This window comes from Caballeronia sp. A2-2 (assembly GCF_057612605.2).
This window is the reverse complement of record NZ_CM173618.1, coordinates 212,002-232,099: the sequence shown is the minus strand read 5'-3', so window position 1 is coordinate 232,099 and position 20,098 is coordinate 212,002. Positions and strand designations below refer to the sequence as shown.

Below are 20,098 nucleotides of genomic sequence, written 5' to 3'. Positions count from 1 at the left end.
GGCGCCGTCGCCTTTGGTTTGACGCCCGCCGGTGCTCGAGCTCATCACGCGCGCTTCGGAAGAATCCAAGAAAGCATAAGGACCAGACTTAGTAACGCCTTCCACAAGCAGCTGGAACGGCGCTCGCGCGACACTTAACACACTTAGTCCTATCGGCTTCGTAAAACCTGAACTGGAGCCGTTGCCCTTGAGGCCGGCTGTTGTGAGACGCTGGCTCGGCGAAACCATCCATTTCCGCCCGGCGTTTGATGCTGCGGGCTGCCGCGCTTAGAGATGCCATCCCACTGGCAGGTCCCGCGTGGAACCGATACCGCATACCGTCCTGAAAGGGTAGGTGAAAACCCCTACACTAGGAGCGTTCATCCGAAAGGTTCAAAAAATGCATTTTTTCGATTGCAAAAAATGGATACACTTATGTGTCAACGTTTGTTGAGACAAGGGATAGGTCTCGCCCACGAATCATCAGTTTTAAACTGTCCGTCTTTGGTTTATGGGCTGTCGATGCTCGGATCATCTAGGGTTTGTTTTGTCGGGCGCTACCCGGTTTACTGGATGCAGTTTTTCTAGTCGCTGAACAACGCAAAGTAGGGAGGCGCATGATTGTTCGTAAGGTTTTGGTGTGGATCGGCGCAGCAACTTGTCTGATTTGCGTGAATTTGGTGCGCGCACAACCGGCCTCGAGTGGTGCTAGTCCAGCCGCAATATCTACGCCGAGTAGTGCGATCGCGAAGCGGGAGGCGCGCAGGCAAGACCGTGCGCTCGCTCGCAGCGTGCGAAACGCGTTGCGTAAGGTTCAGGGAATTGATGTGGCCAACATTCAGGTTGCTAGCCGCAGTGGAGTGGTGACCATCATCGGTAATGTGCGTGATCAAGGACAGATTGACGCTTCGTCGGCGGCCGCAGCGAAGGTCGCAGGCGTATCACGTGTCGACAACCGACTCACCGTGACGGAACCAAGTCATTAGGGTGTTTTCTAGCGTTGGCAATTCGGGGCCTTCGTTTTCCAACCGTGCGGGGAGATCCGACGACGAGATCGAATCGGCGAAGCTGTAGGTCACCTGGATTGAAGTGTCCGACCAGGGTGCTGCGCAACAGGCATAGCGTTTTGAGGTACGGTCCGCAGTGGTGTTCGATGTGACGGCAGTTCACGGCCATTGGCAATGCAACCTGCGGTATCCATCAAAGGCAGTTTGTGCGCACCCATCTGACTTCTCACCGGCGGCGGCAGTCTTCTTCCGCTCGCATGAGGTCCGCGCACCTGGGAGGCGATCTCCGCGCTGTTGGTGGCACCGGCGGTCACAAAAATCTGTTTGCAACTCAATGACGGGTGATCGTCAGGATGCCAAGACCGCGTCTGCTGTAGTAGGTATTTTCTCTAGGTCTAAGCCTCAAGGAAGAGCGGCCAGAAAGAGCCAAAGTTGCTTGGACGCTTGCTGGGCGGCCGCTCTGAGGAACCCGAAACAGCACCGAGGGCCGAAGTCTCAGCGGCAGCTGAGACCAGTTTCCACCGAACTTTGATTTTGCGGGCCTTGCATTTATCGTCTAAACGGTTAGTATGCTAACTCATCAAGTAAGTGTACTAACTCATATGGAGCAAGTTATGGCTGGCAATATCATTAAGGAAGATTTGTTGCTGACCGCCTTCGCGAAATTTGCGACAGGTGTGTCAGGTGAGCTCGACGCTGATTCGACTCAGGCGGCAAAAGCTGCGCTTGTTGACGCACTTGCAGTGTCGCTTGGCGCTCTTCCGCATCCTCCTGCGCAACGTGCACGTAAGTACGCTGCAATCTTCGACGTGCCAAACGGTGTAACGGTGTGGGGAAGCGGGCAACGTACGAACGTCGAGGCAGCAACGCTCGTGAACGGCGTACCGCTGCGAGGTTACGACTACAACGATTTCTATTTTGGTAAGGCAGCAGGCCATCCGAGCGACATCATTCCGGGGTTGTTGGCACTTGCTGAGGCACGTGGCTTTTCGGGGAAACAAGTCCTTACCGCGCTTGCCGTTGGGTATGACGTTTGTATCAGCCTCTTCGACACTTTCGATATCGACGCGAACGGCTGGGACTATCCGATGCTCGTTACGATCGCAGCCGTTTGCGCGTTCTCGCGCCTCATCGGTCTGTCGGAGGCGGCAACGCGTGAAGCTATCGCTATTGCAGTCGTGTCGAATTACGTCAGCGACGAGTCGGAGTCGCATGAACTGAACGCGCGCGGCGACCTGACGATGTGGAAGCGCTTTAACGGCAGCGACGCGATCCGTCACGCCGTGTATTCGGTTCTGTTGGCTGAGGTCGGTGTTGAAGGTGTCGTTCGTCCGTTCGAAGGTCGCAGCGGGTTGCTCGCAAAGATCAAGACGCCCGAAGAGGTCATTCAGCGTCTATTTGAACGTCTCGACCCGTCGAAACCGCTTAAGCGCGTGACGGAAGTGCGCTACAAACGCTGGCCGGTGGGTTCGCGCGGCCAAAGCGCAATCCAATCCGCTGTCAGCTTGGCAGGCAAGATCGAAGATATTCATGCAGCTCAGAGTGTCACGGTTTACACCGATGAAATGGTTTACGACCATCTGGTTCGCCGTCGCGCGGACCCGTGGCATCCGATCTCGCGTGAAACCGCCGACCACTCGCTGCCGTATATCGTGACGGCAGCATTGCTCGAAGGACAAATCAAGCTCGAAAGCTTCGACGTCGAGCGCGTAGTGGACCCGGCTCGCCAAGCGTTCCTCAACGACAAGGTGAAGGTCGAGATCGATAAGGAGCTGTGCCTGGGCGCTGCTGGCGGCTTTATCACGCGCGTGGAAGTGACGGACGCTGCGGGTAATGTGCATAAGGGTGTCGCGAAGCCTCACCCGGGTCATCCGTTGCAACCGCTGACGAAGAAAGACATGGAAGACAAGTTCTTCGAAAACGTTGACCCGATCTTTGGTCACGCCCATTCCGAGAACGTTCTTCGTGCAATCTGGGGCTTTGACACGCATCCGAACGTCAAGGATCTGGTTGGCCTTCTGGTTCATCCGAATCCGGAGAGCCTGAAGACTGCAGACGTCGAGTAAGAGGAAGAAGATATGCGGCGCGACGTACGTGTGACTGTGATTGGGGCTGGACAGGCAGCTGCTCGGAGTATTTCGACGATGCGTAATGCTGGGTTTGAGGGCGGCATTACCTTAATTGGCGACGAAGCCCATCTGCCATACGAACGTCCGCCGCTTTCGAAGGAAGCGTTATTCAGTGAGGGTGATTTCCAAGCGCAGCAGGTAGTTGATGAAGATTTCTACGCCGAGAACAACGTCGATCTGGAGCTTGGAAAGAGGGTTGAGGCAATCGATGCGGCACGAGGTGATGTCGTCCTAAAGAACGGATTTCGCATCAGGTCAGATCGGATTCTGATTGCTACCGGATCTCGCGCGCGAATCGCGACAATTCCGGGCGTTGCGGCCGACCGAATTCTGACGCTTCGAAACATAGAGGATGCGAAACGCTTGAAACCGCTGCTTCGAGAAGGCAAGCGTGTCGTACTTATTGGCGGTGGATTTATTGGCCTCGAAATCGCGTCGGGCGCGATGGGTCAAGGCTGCAGTGTAACGGTCGTTGAAGCACGGCCGAGATTGATTGAGCGAGCAGTCAGCCCGCTGGTTTCAGAGTACCTGCAGCGCTTACACGAAGCGAAAGGCGTACGGTTTAAGTTCGATTCCACGATCGTTGCAGCGCGACAGGCCGTATCGGAGGTTGAGCTTGTGCTGAACGACGGCACATCGCTTGTGGCCGATGTGATCATTGCTGGCATTGGTGCCGTGCCCAATTCAGAACTCGCAGCAGAGGCTGGAATCGCGTGCAGCAACGGGATCAACGTTGACACGCATTGCCGGACATCGTCGGAAATTGTCTGGGCGGCCGGCGATGTTGCGGGGCGCGTCCACCCGTGGTTCGGCAAACAAATGCGACTCGAGTCGTGGGAAAGCGCGGAGCATCAAGCGCAGATTGCGGGTAATTCAATTTTTGCAAGCCTCGGCGGCAATGCGGTCGCTGACGATGGCGATGAGCCGCCGCCTTGGTTCTGGAGCGACCAATATGGCGTAAACCTCCAGATTCTTGGTTGCGTATGTGACTCGGACACGTCTGTGAGGCGGCTGGCCGAGGATGGGAAGGGGACGATCTTTCATTTCCGTGCCAACCAGTTGATAGGCGCTGAGCTTATTTCCTCGGGGAAGGATCGCCCGCTCGTGAAGAAGATTCTTCAAGCGGGGTGGCGTCTGCCGGTTGAGAAATTGTGTGATACGGCCGTGTCATTGAAAGAGCTCTTGGCCGCCAACAAAGCGTCAGTCGCTGTCTGAAAGAGGGAGAAGCCGATGACTTGGCTAGAAGTCGCGAAAACGTCGGACGTGGAGGAAGGCGAAGCAGTGCAGGTCTGCGTCGCTGGAGAGCCAGTCGCCATCTATAACTTATCCGGAAAGTTCTACGCAACGCACGATATTTGTACACATGCGCATGCGCACCTATCGGAAGGCTATATCGATGGAGATTGCGTTGAGTGTCCTTTGCATGGCGGTGTGTTCCGAATCACCACCGGGGAGGCTGTGTCCGGACCGGTTCAAAAGCCAGTTCGAATCTATCCCATCAAGGTCGAGGGTGGTTCAATTCTGATAGATGGGTAGTTTTGCACAGTGAAGCAGGATGAGTGAGCCGTTGTATACGGAAGCCTTGGAAATGTAAGTCGGCGTTGCCAACCCAGCTTCGTGTAACGGTCGATGGCCCACGCATCGCCACAATTACAAAGGAAATATTATGGAATTTGATGGAACCTCTGTTGCGATCATTGGAGCTCACGCTGGAACGGGCCCGGCAGTCGTGAAAGCTTTTGTCGAGAAGGGCGCACGAGTCTTTGTCGGCAAAGTCGTGAGCCATAAGCGTTCAGACAAACCGCTGCCGGGTACCACGGAATTCGAGATTGATACGAGCGACGTCGTGTCGATCTCGAAGTTCTTCGATCAATGCCAGACTGAGAACGGGCCGGTTGAGGTCTTGATCAATGTCGCGCCGCCGATTGCATCCGGCGATGCGCTGGAGTTCACAGCGGCTGATTACCGCCAAGCAGTCGAACAAGAGCTCATCGGTCCGATTCTTTGCTCGCAAGAGGCTGCTCGACGCATGGTACCTCGCGGCTTTGGTCGCATCATGTCATTCATTTCCATGTCAGGGAAGACTGGCGTGCATAAGCATGTAGCTCCGTTTGCTGCCGCAAAGGGTGGATTGGTCACCTTCTCGCGCACATTGGCCGCAGAACTCGCTCCGACTGGCGTCACGGTGAATGTCCTCGCCACTGCCTTATTTGATGTGCAGGTCGCGTCGATGCCGGATGGAGCCGAGGTGGTCAAGGGTATCCCTGTCGGTCGCCCGGGTCGCTCTGAAGAAGCTGCACACGCGGTGCTCTTTTTGGCTTCGAAGGATGCGGGTTATGTCACCGGAGAGACGCTCAATCTCTCTGGCGGCCGTTTCATGGACTAGTTATTTGCCTTTAACGCAAAGGAAGGAGTTACCATAGTGTCTGAAACTCAATGTGCCAGCGAGAAGGTCTGGTTTGCCAAGAGCGAATCGGCTATTGATACCGAGGGTTTGGTGCTGAGGGCACCGAAAACCTTCCGTGTTCATACGCGTGCCTATACGGACCCCGCAGTGTTCGCTGCCGAAATGGAGCGGATCTATAAGAAGACATGGGTCTTCGTTGGTCACGAATGCCAGGTGCCGAACGCCGGCGACTATCATACGAGTTATATCGGCCAGCAACCGGTAATCGTGAGCCGCGACGCTGGAAATAATATCCACGTACTGGTGAACCGGTGTGTTCACCGAGGTGCAGTGATCTGCCGTGATAAGCATGGGCATGGCACCGAATTCAACTGTCCGTATCACGGCTGGGTCTATGGTCTAGATGGCAAGTTGTTGGCGATGTCGGAGCGTCGCGAAGCTGGTGGCTACGCGGACGACTTCAATGCGCCAGAAGGCTTGCTGAGTCTGAAGGTGGAGAGCTATCGCGGGTTCATCTTCGCGAGTTTCAACCCGGATGTTCCGCCGTTGGAGCAACATTTGGGTCGAGCAAAGAGCGTCATTGACCGCAAGTTGAACATGTCGCCGGTCGGTGAGATTGAGTTCGTCTCGCGCCCGTACGTCGGCCGATATCAAGGTAACTGGAAGTTCCAAGCCGAAAATATCGTTGACGAATACCACTTCATGCACACGCACAAGGCGTTCGTTCAGTTGCAAGCGAAGTATGGTCAAACGACGGGCGATTTCGATGTACATAAGGGCGGTTCGGCGAAGAAAATGCGTGCGGTGCGATTCGCTGGCGTGACATGGGACTGCGAAAACGGCCATGGCTTGGTTGAGACCCCGTCCGCCGAAATCGACTCTTACCTTAACGGTGAATATGGCAACTATTTCGCTGGCATCGTCGAGCGCCACGGCGCTGATACGCTTGCATCGATGACTGGCAAATTGTCAGCATCGATCTTCCCGAATCTCGGCTTGATTCACAATCAAGTTCGTGTTTGGCGACCTATCGCACCGGATCTCACGGAGGTTACGATTTACCCGTACGAGTTGAAGGGTGCGCCCGCCGGCTACAACGAGGGGATGCTGCGAAGCCAAGAGCGTTTCTATGGCCCGTCGGGTCATGGCCAGGCGGACGATGTTGAGATTTTTGCGCGGAATCAACAAGGACTCGCTGGTAGCGCGGTTGAATATCTCATCCTCGAACGTGGAGTTGAAACTGATGAGCCGATCGGGAACGGCGACTTCAAGGGCTTGACGACGAGTGAGGCTCCCCAACGTGCCCTTTGGCGCGAATGGGACAAGTTGATGGCCAACAAGTAACTGTCAACATTCGGATCGAAACGTCATCTTGGAGACTCAGGTCGTGTCTTTTACAGAAACTATTAGCCCTCAAGAAGAGGCGCTTGTTCGCGGTAAAGTTGAGCAGTTCCTGTATCGCGAAGCTCGGTTGTTGGACGATTGGAAGCTGGAAGAGTGGCTAACGCTTTTCACGGCAGACGGCTTGTATTGGGTTCCGATCGACGACAGCGCTCCGATCGAAAGACAGGGCGCAATCATCAACGACCCGACGCTGCGCCGTGAGGAACGCGTCTACCATTTGCTCCACACGGATTTTCCGGCTCAGTCACCTCGATCCCGGCTTGTGCATTTTATTACTAATGTCGTGGTCGAGACGCAAGGTCAGGACATCAACGTTACGTCAAGTCAGATCGTCTATGAGATGCGCACAGGCGACTTCGGTCAGAAGGGAATCGGCGACATTACGCCAATCGTTTCGCGAGTAGATCACGTCTTGCGCGAGGTTGATGGCAACTATCTCATAGCGGAGAAGAAGATTCTTCTCATCAACCGAGATACATGGCAAGGCAATCTGACCTTCATGCTCTGAGGCAGACGGCGGGTCAGCTAGCGCGTTGAGGAGACCGTCTTCAGGTCAGGAGTCAAGCTCAGGCCAGCAAGACGGTTTTTCCATTTGTCTCAGCAATGGTGTTCGGTGGTCGAACGGTGTAGCCGAGGGCGGTATCCCGGTGGAAGGTCACGGTGCTGCCCGTGACGTGTGCGTCGGGAGCAGATTCGGTTGGCGAGGGGGCTGTGCATTCCCCGGCCCGGTGCCCCTCCTTGTCGAATCTGGATGTGGAATCCTTCGAGGACAAGAGCAAAGGCTGCTCGCAGTGCTGAGAGGCGAGGGCGTGTTCGGAGCATTGTGCGAAAATAGCAAAATTGCCCGTTCGGCGCGTGCGGCCGCTGTTCACAACAGTCGTACGTATTCGAAATATCACTGCCTGAGCCAAATGCCCAAAGACCCTAAAACACGTCTTTTCAAAATGTATGACCGTCCCGGTTTCCTGTTGAGACGTGCTTACCAGATTTCGACAGGTGTTTTTGAGCAGGAATGTAAGGCTTTGTCTCTTACCCCCGCTCAGTTTGCGGTCTTGTCCGTGCTGGCGGCGACCCCTGATATCGATCAGGCTCGACTGTCACGGTGCCTCGGCTTCGACAAAGTCACTGTAATGTATGTACTTCGTGGACTTGTTGAGCGAAAGTTGATCACTCGCGATACAGCCGCAGGTCGCGGACGCCGAATTGCGCTTGCCCTGACAAAACAAGGCGCTGCCCTGCTCGACGAAGCGCAAAAACCTACCGAGCAAGCCTCTGCGTCGCTTATGGCGTGCTTCACCGATGCACAGCAAAAGCAGTTTATACGGTTGCTCAAGATCCTTACGACTTCACTTGAAGACCGCGCACGCGCACCCTTAATCATGCCTGACTTCATGGCCGACGAAACGTTCGCCGAAGAGTGAGGATGGATCCCCTAGGAATCTGTGTCAGTCGATCAAGCTTCGCGGTCGACTGCGAGAGCGAGCGACCGAGCAGCTCGTATCAAGGTTGAGTGAAGGTCTTAGGAGCTTCGCTTCCGCGATCCGCTGCACATGCCCAACAAAGCGACCAGGATCGGCGCGCGTGGTCGAGGTGTTCAACGTCGCGTACCAGCACTTCGCCTATCAGTTTGGCAACGGCAGGGCCTATCGGATGAAGATGCCCTTGCATGACGGCAGCGGCACTTGGCAGGCAACGCGACGCCTCAGTTGGGGCAATTTGGCTGTCCGCACACTGATAACGAGCCAAAGCAGCACCCGCTGACGCACGAAGAATCGGCTCGCCCGGTGGGTAGGCATGCTACGGCGGCGCATTGAGCAAAACGACCTGGCCCACGTCGCATGAGGAGAGTTGAGAGCTTCAATGCGCAGGTACCTGAAATTCCGGCAGACTGGTCTGAATGAAGCTGCCGTCGATCTCGATTCTCTCATGCGGGAAAGGTTGCGTTCTGTGCATTGCAATTCATTGCCGTGGGGCAGGGCAGGGAGAAGGAGGGCAGCGAGCAGAATCGCGAGTTGCATAACCGGCAGACCGGAATCGATATCTGTAGTGTGAGATCGAATCCCCAAGCGCCGGCAGCTCGACCGGCGCAGCAGGCAACTAAAGGGCAAGCAGATGAACGCCTCCTTGAGGAAGCCATCGATGTCGAGGTGGCTGCCTCGAGAAGAAGCTTGAACATCGGGCGTCGACGGCAGCTGATTCGCAGACCCCGTCTCAGTCGAAGCGTCTACAACAGTCGCAAGAAGTATCCTGTTTAGCGCTCGCTTGCCGGACTGACCAAGGCCGGCGCTGCACCTGCAAACCCTTCGAACTTCTGTAGGAGGGATTCATCGAGGTCAATGCCTAAGCCCGGAGCTTGTGGAAGGGCGATAAAACCGTCTTCAGGTACCAACTGCGTCGGGCAAATCTTTGCAGCGAATTCAGCAAACGGCAGATAGTACTCCGTCAACGTGAAGTTGGGCATGACCGCGCCCGCATGAATTGTTGCATTGAGTGCCACCGTAGTGGAGTTGAAATTATGCGGCGAGATCGCAATGAAATGCGGCTCAGCCATCGCGCCGATTTCCTTCAATTCCAGTATGCCCCCCACATTGCAGATATCCGGATTCAGGATATCCGCGGCTCGGCGATCGAACACTGGCTGAAATGATGCTTTTCCGTAAAGAGTCTCCCCAGTGACAATCGGAATATTAACCTTGCTGCGAACTTCGGCCAGAGCATCGATGTTCTCGGCCAAGCAAGGCTCTTCGTACCAGTGCAGATCAAACTCCTCGAGCTGCTTGCCTAGGCGACTAGCGGATCCAGCGTTCAGTCGCCGCAACATATCAAGCAAGATGTCGACCTTCGGGCCGACTGCCTCTCGAACGGCACGAATCACGGCGACTACGTGGTGCTCGTGCTCGCGAGGCACGTATGTGCGCCACGTACCTTGCAGAGGAGACAATTTGATTGCCGTAAAGCCTTTTTTTACAACTGCCGCTGCGGCTTCAGCGAACTCGTCTGGCGTACGACAGTGGTCACTCCACCCGTTTGCATACACCCTGATCTTTTCACGGCACTTGCCGCCCAAGAGATTGTAGACGGGCTGACCAGAAGCCTTGCCAACGATGTCCCACATCGCCTGCTCGATTGCGCTTTGTGCGCAATACAGCTCAAAAGAACTGCGCCGCTGCGCGAAATCGTCTTGCACGACTTGCGTGAAATGCTTGATGTCAAAAGGGCTTCGGCCTAGGCTTGCGTTACCGAGCTCGCCAATCTGTCCAACGATCGCCCGGTCCCGCCCGCGTAGTGTGTATGCCTCGCCCCAACCATGGATGCCTGCATCCGTTGACACTTTCACGAAAATCCAGGTCCGGCTGCGGAAGCCCGGGTCTACTGTAAAACATTGAATTGACGAAATCTTCATATTCTTCGAACTCAGGGGTCGTAGGTTGAGGCGCTGGGACTCACTTAGATCGGCAGCCCTTTGGCCCGCAAAACCGCATCGAAACGTTCTGGGTCCGAGGTGCCAGTGCGATTCGATTCTCTGATTGCATCTTCACGTTTGAGATGCTCCAGCGTCTTGCGCAGAATTCGTTCGGCGTCGGCAGCAGGAACTGCGACGATTCCGTCTGCATCGCCGATGACTATGTCGCCGGGAAGAACCGCCAAGCCAGCGCAGACAATGGGCACGTTGATTTCCCCTGGACCGTCTTTCGACGGCCCCCGCGTAGTATGAGCGCGGGCGAAGCAAGGCATACCATCCTCGGCCCACTCGGCGAGGTCACGAACCGCTCCATCAACAACGATACCTGCGAGGCGCTTCGTGATACAAGTGGTGCGCATTAGGCCACCCATGATCGCTTGTGTGACATCAGCGCCTCCATCGACGACGAGGACATCACCTGGCTGCACCATCATGAGTGCCTTGTGAATCATCAAATTGTCGCCGGGCCGAACTCGAACGGTGACCGCCGGACCACACATCGTGATATTCAGACCGCTGTGATATTGCCTGAGCCCATAAGTGCCTACGCTTCGACTCATCGCGTCACCCACCGCAGCAGCCGGCAGTTTCTTGTATGCATCGATTATTTCCTGTGTCACGGATGTCACGCGGGGGTTGATGCGATAGCCGGCAGGCCAGTCTACATTTGGGTTCTCGGTCATGACGTGTCTCCGGTGGTACGTCTTGAAGGTAGGGCGAGGGGCCTAGATAGCTTTAGCCGCGCGCAGTTGCTCGATGCGTTCGTCAGAAAAGCCCAGATCGTGAAGAATGTCGTTGGTGTCAGCCCCCAGCGTTCGTGGTGGAAAATCCACGGTGGGGTCACCACCGTTCACCTTGACGCCGGTACGGACGAGTTTCAGATCACGGTTGACACCGGGCACGTCCTTGAACTCAGAAACAAAGCCGCGTTCCGAGATTTGCGGCTGGGCAAGTGCTTGCGAAACGGAATAGACAGGGCCTGACGGGACATCGGCATCATTCAGAAGGTCCGTCCACTCGTCCGCGCTGCGCGCCGCAAGACCCTTTTCCAGCTCTTCACGCAGCTCGAAACGATGCTTAAGACGTGCATGACGCTCGAAAAAGCGTTCGTCCGAATAGAGTTCCGGGCGTCCGACGATATTGCACAGTGCTTCGAATTGTTCTTGTTTGTTTGCCGAGATGTTGAGCAGGCCACTTCCGGTCTTGAACGTGCCGGACGGGCTTGCGGTAACGTTCTCGTTGCCCATTGGAGCCGGCTCTTTATTAGCAATAAGCATGTTGGACATTGCCCAACCCATCGAAATCATCGTCGACGCGAGCATAGACACGTCAAGATACGTGCCGGTGGTGCGATTCGGTTGAGCAAGCGCCGCGGCGACAGCAAATGCAGCAGTCAGACCACCAACTGTGTCTGCTACCGGATACCCGACGCGGTAGGGCGCCGTGTCAGGAGCTCCTGTGATTGACATCACGCCTGTCATGCCTTGAATGATCTGGTCGTAAGCGGGGCGGTGCGCAAGGGGGCCGTCCTGTCCGAATCCGGTAATGGCACAGTAGACCAGCTTCGGATTTACCTTCAGTAGGTCCTGATAGCCGATGCCCAAGCGATCCATCACGCCGGGCCGGAAATTCTCGACGACGACGTCGGCGCTTTTAACCAAATCGCGGAAGACTTCCTTTCCTTCAGGCTTCTTGAAGTCGATGGTAATCGATCGTTTCCCGGCATTCTGTGCCAGGAACGAAATGCCCATATTGAGCTTTACAAGGTCTGGATCGGCGCCAAGCTGGCGTGCTAGATCGCCGCCTTTAGGATTTTCAACCTTTACAACCTCAGCACCGAAGTGTGCCAGTTGATGACATGCAAACGGGCCAGAGAGCACGTTTGTCAGGTCGAGAACTCGATAGCCGTTGAGCGGGAATGACATGATTCAAATCTCTGCGTAGAAAGGATACTCAATGCCCGTCGACTGTCGCACCGACATCGGAGTTCGGCCGGACGGGGCGGCGGTTATCGGCTGGCCAGACGGACTTTGATATGCGCTGCGACCTCTTGTCCGTAGTTGAGCGCGGAACGCCAGTCGCTGGTGAAATCGGGTAGCTTCGCGATTGCGAACTTCGTCTCGGTCAACACGTCGCTGTCGTAGCTTCCGATCTTTTCGGCAAGTTCTTGAACGTGAGACTCGAGATCCTCAGCCATTGCGACTTCATTGAGCAAACCCCAAGAGAGCGCCGTGCCAGCATTGATTGGCTCTGTGTTGTAAAGCATCCAGCCCAGACGCTTGCGGTTGAGGCCCGACAGATGGCTGCTCGCCGCCGACATACTTGCAAAGCCTGCAGACCTAAGCTCCGGCAGCCCCAGCTTTGCCTGGTCACTTCCGACGGCTAGGTCGCAGGCATTGATGAGATTGACGCCGTACCCAAGTGCCAGTCCATTTACTGCAGCTATGACAACACCCGGGAATTCCCGGATGGCCATTGCCAATTGGATGCCTTGAGGTCCAGTATCGTCAGGTTTGCCGTCGGCGATATTCTGGGCGCGCTCCTTGATGTCCGCACCGCAGCAGAACCATTGATCCGACCCGGTGACGACCACCGCATTGACCCTCCCCGAAAGCGACTTGAACGCATCAAGTAAATCGAGGCGCGCAGACTGATTCAGAGCATTTCGCTTTTCGGGACGGTTGATGCGGATGTGTGCCCACGCCTTGTTTTCTGTCACAACGATATGAGACATGTTAGATCTCCCGGTCGCCTACGGTGAATCCATAAAGCGCGTTCGGGTTGTCCACCAGCACCTTCCTGAGTACGGTGTCATTCGGAGCCCACTCGCCAAGGAGGTCGAGCAATCGAGCGTCGTCCGGCATAGGCTTTTCGCCATTCATTGCCGCCGGATGCGGCCAGTCAGTTCCCCAAACCACGCGGTCCGGAGCATACGTGAGCCATTCAGTCACCATGCGACCCGTATCAGCGTACGTGGGGCCGCCAACTAAACTGTCGTGGTACGCCCCGGAGACCTTCATCCACGTTCGACCGTTGTCAACAAGGCGGCGGAGGGCGGCGAACACTTCATGTGTGACGCCTTCGGGCTGAGGCACTCGTCCGAGATGATCGATAACGACAGGCACCGGCAATTGCGCCAGGTGCTTTTCCAGATGGAGATAGCCCGTACCCATCGTGTGTACTTGAACATGCCAGCCAAATTCAGCGACTCTGCGAGCAAGTTCATCAAGTTGATCAATGTTGGCGCCAGCAGGTCGTGACAGATTGAAGCGAATGCCGCGAACGCCGGCCTCGTGCATTGCCACGATGTCCGAATCGGTGGTGCGATGGTCAATGACAGCAATACCGCGTGCCGAATCGCTGCCGAATTGCTGTAAGGCGTCCATCAAGCAACTGTTGTCGGTGCCATAGCTCGACGGCTGTACAACGACGCTTCGGAAAATTCCAAGACGTTCTTGTAGCATCCGGTACTGTGCGACCGTCGCATCTGCCGGGCGTAGAGTTACGCCTTCGGCGTACGGGAAGCGGTTATCGTAGATGTGGTGATGGCAATCTACGCTGTACGGAAACGCTACGAGCTTCGCAGGCTGCTCACCGGCGCTCCAAGTCGCGAGCGACGTCATCATTGGCCCCTTTTTGCGAATTCAGCAGCCGGGTTGATGCCTACTCGCTCAAGTCGGTACGCATGCTCCAAGTTCACGGAATGAGGCGGAATCCTGCCGTTGGCGAGCGCCGTGATTTGATTAACGGTGTCCATCGTTTGATGTTCGCGTGCTGCGGCAGTCATCCCACCAACGTGGGGCATTACGACAACGTCACCGCGACCGATGAATCGCGGATGCGGCTTCTGATCGGGAGCGCGACCGACGTCGAGACCTGCTCCGCGAAGATGTCCTCGATCCAACGCTTCTTCGAGTGCATCCTCATCTACGAGTTGGCCGCGGGAAAGGTTGAGGAAGCTCGCGCCACTTTTCATCCGGGAAAATGCCGTCGAATCGAACATATTCTCGGTGTTCGGCGTGGCCGCGGCGAGACAGACGACGAAATCGGAGGTCGCGAGGACTTCATCAAAACTCGCGGCCAACTTGCCAAGTTTTTGCTGATCAGCATAAGGATCTGCGACTTTGACATTCATGCCGAGCCCGCCAGCGAGTTCGGCAAGGCGTGCTCCGATAGTGCCGTAGCCAACGATGCCGATGGTGGACGAGCTGACCTGAAGGCCCTTCGGCAATACCGGCTCGTCGCCATGAGCGTATGCGCTTCTGGCCCGTGAGACACCCCGTGCCAGGTCGAACACCATGGCTAAGGCCAGCTCTGAGACTGCGGTGCCGAAACCGGCGCTTGCGCGGGTCACCAGAACACCATTCTTACTTGCCGATTGCACATCGACGGTGCTGATGTCGACAGCGGCGCGGCAGAACGCAATAAGGTCAGGCGAGCCGTCGAAGATCTGAGCCGAACCATTAGACGAGCGATGAGCCAGAATGATTTGGCATCCTTTTGCCGCCTCAACTAACTCGTCGCCTTGAAGTACGCGTCCTGTTTCGTTCATCACAACGTCGACTGCACTTTTGAGCTTCTCAAGCCCAGCGACGCTGTAGTAGCTCGCGAGCTCGTAATCAGTGTATGTAAGGAATGCCTTAAGTCTGCCCATGATGTTTGTCATCTCCTAGAAAGGCACGCTTCATTGGTCGGGCTCAGTCGCAGCATGCGACTGACTTATCGGGCCAAACCATGTCGTCGTTGAACGAGTGAAATCGAGAGATGCGTACGCCTCGATTAGGTAGTATGCTAACACTGTGAGACAAATGTGGACACATTTAGATCGCGTTTCTTCAACCAGTTAAAGGTCCCTGCTATGGCACATCGGCTCCTCATCCCCCAAGGTGCACTGCTTCCGGCATTGCAAGCTCGCCTGGAAAAAGCGTACGACGCACGAATTCTTCCCGCGGCGCAACAAGAGCAGGAGGCGTTTCTCAAAGCGGAAGGCGCGAGCTTCGAAGCGCTTGCTACCAATCCGAAGTTTGGCGCTAAGCGCCCGCTTCTGGATGCACTTCCCAACCTGAAGGTGGTGTCGAGTCTCGGTGTCGGTCTGGACGGTCTGGATCTTCCCTTGCTCCGTGAACGCAACATTGCTGTCGGTTACACACCAGAGGTATTGAATGATTGTGTTGCTGACATCGCCTTCGCGCTGCTCCTGGATGTCTCGCGCAGCATCACAAAAGCAGATGCGTTTGTGCGCCGCGGAGACTGGCACAAAGGTGGTTTTCCGCAAACTACACGGGTCTCAGGCAAGCGATTGGGCATCATCGGTTTGGGACGTATCGGCTCGGTGATCGCACGCAGAGCTGCAGGTTTCGACATGGACGTGCGGTATCACAACCGCCGACAGATCGAAGGCAGTCAGTTCCAATACGCCTCGTCGCCGGTTGAGCTTGCGGAATGGGCTGATTTCCTCGTGCTCGCAAGCGCCGGTGGCCCTGCTACGAACAAGCTGGTTTCGACCGACGTCTTGACCGCTCTGGGTCCCAAAGGTTTCCTCATCAACGTTGCACGTGGGTCCGTGGTGGACGAGAAGGCTCTTATCGAATTCCTGCGCGATAAACGCATCGCCGGCGCAGGTCTCGATGTGTTCGAGGAAGAACCGGGTGTGCCTGAGGAACTTGCACGCCTCGATAACGTCGTGCTGACCCCTCACGTTGCCAGTAATACGGTGGAAACGAGGGCGGCCATGATGCAGCGAGTTGAAGACAACCTCGCTTCCTTCTTCGAAGGCAAAGGAGTTGTCAGCTCGGCTTTGTAAGTGTCTAAGCAGATCGGTAAGAGGATGGCCCGGCGACGGGCCCCAGCTATCGTCAGAAGTGCTGGTCTTAGCAGCAGGTGACGGACAAATTCAAGCGGCAAGCTTTCGTCGAACGGGGTGATCGTCTCGCTTAGCTTCGCTCTTTTTGAAGGGAACGCCTCCGAGCAACGCCTTCAGTTATCTGGTCGGTTGATGCGACGTCAGGTTTTTCCATTTTACAAGTGGCTTAGATGTCGGGCCGAGGAAGGTTTGCTGCAACACGAATCGTGTTGGATGACGTACAGCCATGAACAGTTCCCCGAATATGTCGGTCGTCCGCAGTTGCTACCGGCAGTCCGCGGAAAAGATTGGATTGTTGGTCGGCAGTCGAGAGAAAATTGAAGGACCAGTGCTATCGGCATGCTGTATCAGAGGCATTCCGGGGGGCGGTATTGGATCGGCGTTAATACTTGTAGCGGGACACTTACGGCCCGAACTGCTGAATCTCGAGTTGAGCGCTTGTTTTCGAATGCAAAAATGGATACATTTATGTTGATCGCCCGTAATTCGTCAAGCGTGAGTTGGTGGCGCTATTGGCGAGCGGGCGTGACGAGAATTTTAGCGTACTAATACGTGTCCCACTGTCTTGAATGTAGCTGTAACAATGTTTCGACCATCCATGGACAAACGGCTGAAAGATCGAGCGATGGGCGTTTTATTGGTTGCGACTGCAGATGGATGCGAGGTGGGCACGACTAAGGGGAGGATCCTGTATGACTGCACGTAGACTCTTGATGCTGATTAGCGTGACGCTTTGCCTGTCATCCATGCACGTGGTGCAAGCCCAGACTGCGCCGGGCGCGTCGGACACTACTGCGGCGTCGAACACTAACGCGGTGGCCACGAAAAAGCAACTGCGCAAGCAAGATCGAGCGTTAGCTCGTGCTGTTCGCAACGCCCTTCGAAAGGTGAAAGGAATGGATGTGGCAAACGTACAGGTCGTCAGCAGAAATGGCGTTGTCACAATCACGGGTGCAGTGAGGGATCAGAGCCAAATCGACGCCTCGGGAGCAGCAGCTGCGCGCGTAGCTGGTGTCAACCATGTTGATAATCGACTTACAATTTCGGATCCTGGCCATTGATTGACACATGACGCTGCCTGCGCCTGACTATGCGGCTTCGCATACGCTTTGGTTCAGGCAGCTTCTGGAGCATTTGCCGACGACTTCTGGCCGTGTAAATGCATGCTCGCGGAGGCATTTGCAACGTATCAGTCAGCTCATCCCGTGTTGACAGGGCTTCAATCAAATATCGAGGATTTTCGGTAATAGACCGTACGAGACGCGCCAGTGTCCTTCGGAGTTTGTCACGGCGATCGACGCCGTTTTGGCGTTCAGTTTGACGACGGCGGCGACACGCTCGTTTAGATGTTTATCGGTGAATCCCACGGTGTCGCCGATGAAGAATTCTTTCGGACGCGGGAGCGGCGGCTGCGCTTCCTTTTGAATCGGGGGCTGCGGTGGCATCGAGGAGAATTGCCGCATACAACACTGCCCATCGGCGTCGAGTCACGTTGTCCTGTACGACCGCTTGCGTATGTCGCAGCTCGGTGATAGTGCCTTTTGAGGGGGGCCGAACGGATTGTCATCGATGTATCTGACGGTCATGCGATGTGCAGTCGTTGGCGGACTTCGAGAATGCGTCGGGGTCATCGAGCATTTTGCCGGTGGTCAGATAGAGGCGATACAACTCGGCGCTGGGCGCCCACCGGAAGGAATGTCCATGAATGTCGGGGTAGTTAGCGGGCAAGCGGCAGCAGTTCATGCACGCGATTGACGGGATACGACGGCAACTTCTCCAGTGTTTCCTTCAGCCATGCATACGGTTCGAAACCGTTTAAGCGAGCCGTGCCGAGCAATCAATACATGGTGGCCGTGTCACGAGCGCCTCGCGGCGAGCCCGCGAAGGTCCAGTTGACTCTTCCAAGAGCAATCGGCCGGATTTGCCGTTCCAACGCGTTGTTGTCCGGTAACAGAACACCGCTCTCAGTGTAGGGAATCAGCGCTTGCCAATGACGTAGCGCGTAGCCAAATGCTTTGTCGAGCGGTGCCTGAGTCGGCAAACTGATAACGTTGCCTTCCAGCCACTGACGGAACTTCACCAGTACAGCCAATGCCTCCGCGTGCCGCGCCGCTAATTTGCGGTCAGGGGTAAGATGGGTGATTCGCGATTGAATGGCGTATAGCTGGGCGACCCGTTCCAGCGTCTGTGCGGCCAGTCCCGGCTTGCTTTGGGTCTTGGCGATTTCAAAGAACCGACGGCGGCAGTGCGCCCAACAACCGACCGCGATGATGTCGCCGGTTTCGTAGAGGGCCTCGTGCCCGCTGTATGCGTCGGCCTGCAAGTAGCCGTTGTAAGTTCGTAGGTAACGCTGCGGATGCGAGCCCGCGCGTGATTCAGCGAGCTTGAACACGACCGCCGGAGGGTGATCTACCCAAGCGCCGTTCTCCTCGCGTTGGCCCGCACCCAGATAGCCCCATAATCGAGCAGTGCGGGTGGTCTGGCGGCCCTTCTTAAGCGAAGACAGTGTCTTGTCGTCGAAGTGCATGCGCGGTGCCTGCAAGTGATGTGAGCGCAGCGACGGCATAAGCACGCCGAGCAATTCTGCTGCGGCCAACTTCCATTCACACAGCGTTGCCCGCGGCAGGTGAATACCGCGACGCGCATAGCGCATCTCCTGCCGATTCAGGGGTAAATGATCAACGTAGGTATTGACCAGGATGTTCGCGAGCAAACTCGCGCTCGCATTACTCTTGGGCAGCGGCGAGGGCTGAGCGCTCGCTGTCACGATGGTCGACTCGCCATCCTTCTTCGCCGCATACTTGAAGCGGATGTGTTCAATGACCGTGAGCCTTGACGGCTCATAATGCAGCGTCTCGCTACGCTCTTCGCCGATGTGCTCGAGCGCGTGGAATGGGGCCTTCTGTTCGTCGCTCAGGTCATATTCGACGCGCGTGCGTGGCAGGTCCTTTGGCAATGCGGGGCGTCCCCGGCGGGCGTGCCTTGGGACAGGGATCTTCGCCGGCTCCGGAGGAACAGGCATATCCATGGCGGCGTCGGATAATTCGGCCTGACCCGGCACGCGCTCAGAACTCGCGCCGAAGCGAGCCCGAAAGCTGCGCGATCTGATGCTGCAGGTTCTCCAGTTGCTCCCACAACACGCATGCGAGCCGGTTCGGCTCGAGTACGAAGGCTTGCAGCGCCTCGAGCTCGAGTGGCAGATCCCCGACAGTGAGGGCGGCGAGCAACATACCAACCATGATGCCCAACTCGTGCGACGTTTACAAGCTTCGTGAGCCATGAAATATGCGCGATTCAGGCGCTTACGCAACGCGCGTCACGGCGACGGCGCGATGAGGTTCGCGCGCTGGAATTCCTATGCCTTCAGGCCATGCATTGAGCTCCGCGAGCGTGAATCCACGTTGCGCCAGTGCCGCGGGCGATGAGAAATGCCCATGCTCAAGACGCTTGTACCAGAGCGCGAACCCCGTGCGATCCCAATACAGGCACTTCACCTTCGTGCGGTCCCGGCCGACGAACGCGAACAGGTTGCCCGAAGCCGGCTTCTGCGCAAGAAGCGGTCGATTAGATACGACAGCGTGTCAATCGACTTGCGCATGTCGAGCGGCTCGCGGCAGATGTAAGCTTGGACGTCAGCGGCGATCAGCACAGTGCACCGCCGAGCTGTCCGAGCACGAAGCGCACAATGCGTTCAGCATGCACACCACTCAATTCGATGCGAACGCCGGCGATCGATAACGTAACGCGATCACGCGTCGATGATGATGGCGTACATGCTCCCCACGGCGAGTTTGGTATAGGACGCGTCGCCCGGATTGCCAAACTAAAACGCCCCCACGTGATCAT

The 20,098-nt window shown here is 56.3% G+C and carries 22 protein-coding genes; 11 read left to right on the top strand and 11 right to left on the bottom strand.

The annotated features are described in order from the left end of the window. The first annotated feature begins 596 nt into the window (after nt 1-596). The 9 genes from ACZCWR_RS24655 (at nt 597) to ACZCWR_RS24615 (ending at nt 8,687) form a co-directional block, all read left to right on the top strand. Complete coding sequence (locus tag ACZCWR_RS24655; protein ID WP_487305665.1) at nt 597-965, top strand: BON domain-containing protein; 369 nt, start codon at nt 597-599, stop codon at nt 963-965. 635 nt (nt 966-1,600) lie between these two features. After that, nucleotides 1,601-3,052, top strand: coding sequence for an MmgE/PrpD family protein (locus ACZCWR_RS24650; protein WP_487305664.1), 1,452 nt, complete (start codon nt 1,601-1,603; stop codon nt 3,050-3,052). A 12-nt stretch (nt 3,053-3,064) separates the two neighbouring features. Beyond that, nucleotides 3,065-4,330, top strand: a complete 1,266-nt coding sequence (locus ACZCWR_RS24645; RefSeq protein WP_487305663.1) for an NAD(P)/FAD-dependent oxidoreductase — start codon at nt 3,065-3,067, stop codon at nt 4,328-4,330. 15 nt (nt 4,331-4,345) lie between these two features. Then, nucleotides 4,346-4,651 (top strand): non-heme iron oxygenase ferredoxin subunit, encoded by a 306-nt coding sequence (locus tag ACZCWR_RS24640; protein ID WP_487305662.1) that lies wholly within the window; start codon nt 4,346-4,348, stop codon nt 4,649-4,651. Between the two features lie 130 nt (nt 4,652-4,781). After that, entirely contained in the window at nt 4,782-5,501 is a 720-nt protein-coding gene (locus ACZCWR_RS24635) for an SDR family NAD(P)-dependent oxidoreductase (protein WP_487305661.1), read from the top strand. A 36-nt stretch (nt 5,502-5,537) separates the two neighbouring features. After that, the gene (locus tag ACZCWR_RS24630; RefSeq protein WP_487305660.1) at nt 5,538-6,866 is read left to right on the top strand and encodes an aromatic ring-hydroxylating oxygenase subunit alpha; all 1,329 of its coding nucleotides are present in this window, start codon (nt 5,538-5,540) and stop codon (nt 6,864-6,866) included. A 43-nt stretch (nt 6,867-6,909) separates the two neighbouring features. Then, nucleotides 6,910-7,434 (top strand): aromatic-ring-hydroxylating dioxygenase subunit beta, encoded by a 525-nt coding sequence (locus ACZCWR_RS24625; RefSeq protein ID WP_487305659.1) that lies wholly within the window; start codon nt 6,910-6,912, stop codon nt 7,432-7,434. Nucleotides 7,435-7,735: 301 nt separating this feature from the next. Further along, on the top strand, nt 7,736-8,347 hold the full coding sequence (locus ACZCWR_RS24620; protein WP_487305658.1) for a MarR family winged helix-turn-helix transcriptional regulator: 612 nt from the start codon (nt 7,736-7,738) through the stop codon (nt 8,345-8,347). A 160-nt stretch (nt 8,348-8,507) separates the two neighbouring features. Further along, a complete protein-coding gene (locus ACZCWR_RS24615; RefSeq protein WP_487305657.1) occupies nt 8,508-8,687 on the top strand; it encodes a hypothetical protein in 180 nt (59 codons plus the stop codon). A gap of 490 nt (nt 8,688-9,177) precedes the next feature. Here ACZCWR_RS24615 and ACZCWR_RS24610 read toward each other — a convergent pair whose 3' ends face one another. The 6 genes from ACZCWR_RS24610 to ACZCWR_RS24585 form a co-directional block, all read right to left on the bottom strand. Further along, the gene (locus tag ACZCWR_RS24610; protein ID WP_487305656.1) at nt 9,178-10,329 is read right to left on the bottom strand and encodes a mandelate racemase/muconate lactonizing enzyme family protein; all 1,152 of its coding nucleotides are present in this window, start codon (nt 10,327-10,329) and stop codon (nt 9,178-9,180) included. Nucleotides 10,330-10,373: 44 nt separating this feature from the next. After that, the gene (locus tag ACZCWR_RS24605; RefSeq protein ID WP_487305655.1) at nt 10,374-11,072 is read right to left on the bottom strand and encodes an RraA family protein; all 699 of its coding nucleotides are present in this window, start codon (nt 11,070-11,072) and stop codon (nt 10,374-10,376) included. A 42-nt stretch (nt 11,073-11,114) separates the two neighbouring features. Beyond that, on the bottom strand, nt 11,115-12,314 hold the full coding sequence (locus ACZCWR_RS24600; protein WP_487305654.1) for a CaiB/BaiF CoA transferase family protein: 1,200 nt from the start codon (nt 12,312-12,314) through the stop codon (nt 11,115-11,117). Between the two features lie 83 nt (nt 12,315-12,397). Continuing rightward, nucleotides 12,398-13,123: an enoyl-CoA hydratase/isomerase family protein gene (locus ACZCWR_RS24595; RefSeq protein ID WP_487305653.1), complete on the bottom strand. Its 726-nt coding sequence runs from the start codon at nt 13,121-13,123 to the stop codon at nt 12,398-12,400. A 1-nt stretch (nt 13,124) separates the two neighbouring features. Further along, entirely contained in the window at nt 13,125-14,015 is an 891-nt protein-coding gene (locus ACZCWR_RS24590; protein ID WP_487305652.1) for an amidohydrolase family protein, read from the bottom strand. Next, on the bottom strand, nt 14,012-15,055 hold the full coding sequence (locus ACZCWR_RS24585) for an NAD(P)-dependent oxidoreductase (protein WP_487305651.1): 1,044 nt from the start codon (nt 15,053-15,055) through the stop codon (nt 14,012-14,014). Before ACZCWR_RS24585 ends, ACZCWR_RS24590 begins: the two co-directional genes overlap by 4 nt. Nucleotides 15,056-15,247: 192 nt before the next feature. Between ACZCWR_RS24585 and ACZCWR_RS24580 the strand changes: the two genes are divergently transcribed. Both ACZCWR_RS24580 and ACZCWR_RS24575 read left to right on the top strand, forming a co-directional pair. Continuing rightward, a complete protein-coding gene (locus ACZCWR_RS24580) occupies nt 15,248-16,192 on the top strand; it encodes a 2-hydroxyacid dehydrogenase (protein ID WP_487305650.1) in 945 nt (314 codons plus the stop codon). A 713-nt stretch (nt 16,193-16,905) separates the two neighbouring features. Next, complete coding sequence (locus ACZCWR_RS24575; protein ID WP_487305649.1) at nt 16,906-17,313, top strand: BON domain-containing protein; 408 nt, start codon at nt 16,906-16,908, stop codon at nt 17,311-17,313. 162 nt (nt 17,314-17,475) lie between these two features. On the opposite strand, the gene ACZCWR_RS24570 is transcribed toward ACZCWR_RS24575, so the two are convergent. From ACZCWR_RS24570 to tnpB, 5 genes are all read right to left on the bottom strand, one after another. Next, nucleotides 17,476-17,715: a hypothetical protein gene (locus ACZCWR_RS24570; protein WP_487305648.1), complete on the bottom strand. Its 240-nt coding sequence runs from the start codon at nt 17,713-17,715 to the stop codon at nt 17,476-17,478. Between the two features lie 254 nt (nt 17,716-17,969). After that, nucleotides 17,970-18,089 carry a transposase domain-containing protein gene (locus ACZCWR_RS24565; RefSeq protein WP_487305647.1) on the bottom strand — a complete coding sequence of 40 codons (120 nt, stop codon included), beginning with the start codon at nt 18,087-18,089 and terminating at the stop codon, nt 17,970-17,972. Continuing rightward, on the bottom strand, nt 18,090-19,313 hold the full coding sequence (tnpC, locus tag ACZCWR_RS24560; RefSeq protein ID WP_487305646.1) for an IS66 family transposase: 1,224 nt from the start codon (nt 19,311-19,313) through the stop codon (nt 18,090-18,092). 4 nt (nt 19,314-19,317) lie between these two features. Continuing rightward, nucleotides 19,318-19,491: a hypothetical protein gene (locus ACZCWR_RS24555; protein ID WP_487305645.1), complete on the bottom strand. Its 174-nt coding sequence runs from the start codon at nt 19,489-19,491 to the stop codon at nt 19,318-19,320. A gap of 63 nt (nt 19,492-19,554) precedes the next feature. Next, complete coding sequence (gene tnpB / locus ACZCWR_RS24550) at nt 19,555-19,746, bottom strand: IS66 family insertion sequence element accessory protein TnpB (RefSeq protein ID WP_487305644.1); 192 nt, start codon at nt 19,744-19,746, stop codon at nt 19,555-19,557. Nucleotides 19,747-20,098: the final 352 nt, after the last annotated feature.

What these genes read in the sequence shown, in the direction of transcription:
- ACZCWR_RS24655 (WP_487305665.1), top strand. Translation starts at nt 597, where the DNA reads ATGATTGTTCGTAAGGTTTTGGTGTGGATCGGCGCAGCAACTTGTCTG.
- ACZCWR_RS24650 (WP_487305664.1), top strand. Translation starts at nt 1,601, where the DNA reads ATGGCTGGCAATATCATTAAGGAAGATTTGTTGCTGACCGCCTTCGCG.
- ACZCWR_RS24645 (WP_487305663.1), top strand. Translation starts at nt 3,065, where the DNA reads ATGCGGCGCGACGTACGTGTGACTGTGATTGGGGCTGGACAGGCAGCT.
- ACZCWR_RS24640 (WP_487305662.1), top strand. Translation starts at nt 4,346, where the DNA reads ATGACTTGGCTAGAAGTCGCGAAAACGTCGGACGTGGAGGAAGGCGAA.
- ACZCWR_RS24635 (WP_487305661.1), top strand. Translation starts at nt 4,782, where the DNA reads ATGGAATTTGATGGAACCTCTGTTGCGATCATTGGAGCTCACGCTGGA.
- ACZCWR_RS24610 (WP_487305656.1), bottom strand. Translation starts at nt 10,329, where the DNA reads ATGAAGATTTCGTCAATTCAATGTTTTACAGTAGACCCGGGCTTCCGC.
- ACZCWR_RS24605 (WP_487305655.1), bottom strand. Translation starts at nt 11,072, where the DNA reads ATGACCGAGAACCCAAATGTAGACTGGCCTGCCGGCTATCGCATCAAC.
- ACZCWR_RS24600 (WP_487305654.1), bottom strand. Translation starts at nt 12,314, where the DNA reads ATGTCATTCCCGCTCAACGGCTATCGAGTTCTCGACCTGACAAACGTG.
- ACZCWR_RS24595 (WP_487305653.1), bottom strand. Translation starts at nt 13,123, where the DNA reads ATGTCTCATATCGTTGTGACAGAAAACAAGGCGTGGGCACACATCCGC.
- ACZCWR_RS24590 (WP_487305652.1), bottom strand. Translation starts at nt 14,015, where the DNA reads ATGATGACGTCGCTCGCGACTTGGAGCGCCGGTGAGCAGCCTGCGAAG.
- ACZCWR_RS24585 (WP_487305651.1), bottom strand. Translation starts at nt 15,055, where the DNA reads ATGACAAACATCATGGGCAGACTTAAGGCATTCCTTACATACACTGAT.
- ACZCWR_RS24580 (WP_487305650.1), top strand. Translation starts at nt 15,248, where the DNA reads ATGGCACATCGGCTCCTCATCCCCCAAGGTGCACTGCTTCCGGCATTG.
- ACZCWR_RS24575 (WP_487305649.1), top strand. Translation starts at nt 16,906, where the DNA reads ATGGATGCGAGGTGGGCACGACTAAGGGGAGGATCCTGTATGACTGCA.
- ACZCWR_RS24570 (WP_487305648.1), bottom strand. Translation starts at nt 17,715, where the DNA reads ATGCGGCAATTCTCCTCGATGCCACCGCAGCCCCCGATTCAAAAGGAA.
- ACZCWR_RS24555 (WP_487305645.1), bottom strand. Translation starts at nt 19,491, where the DNA reads ATGGTTGGTATGTTGCTCGCCGCCCTCACTGTCGGGGATCTGCCACTC.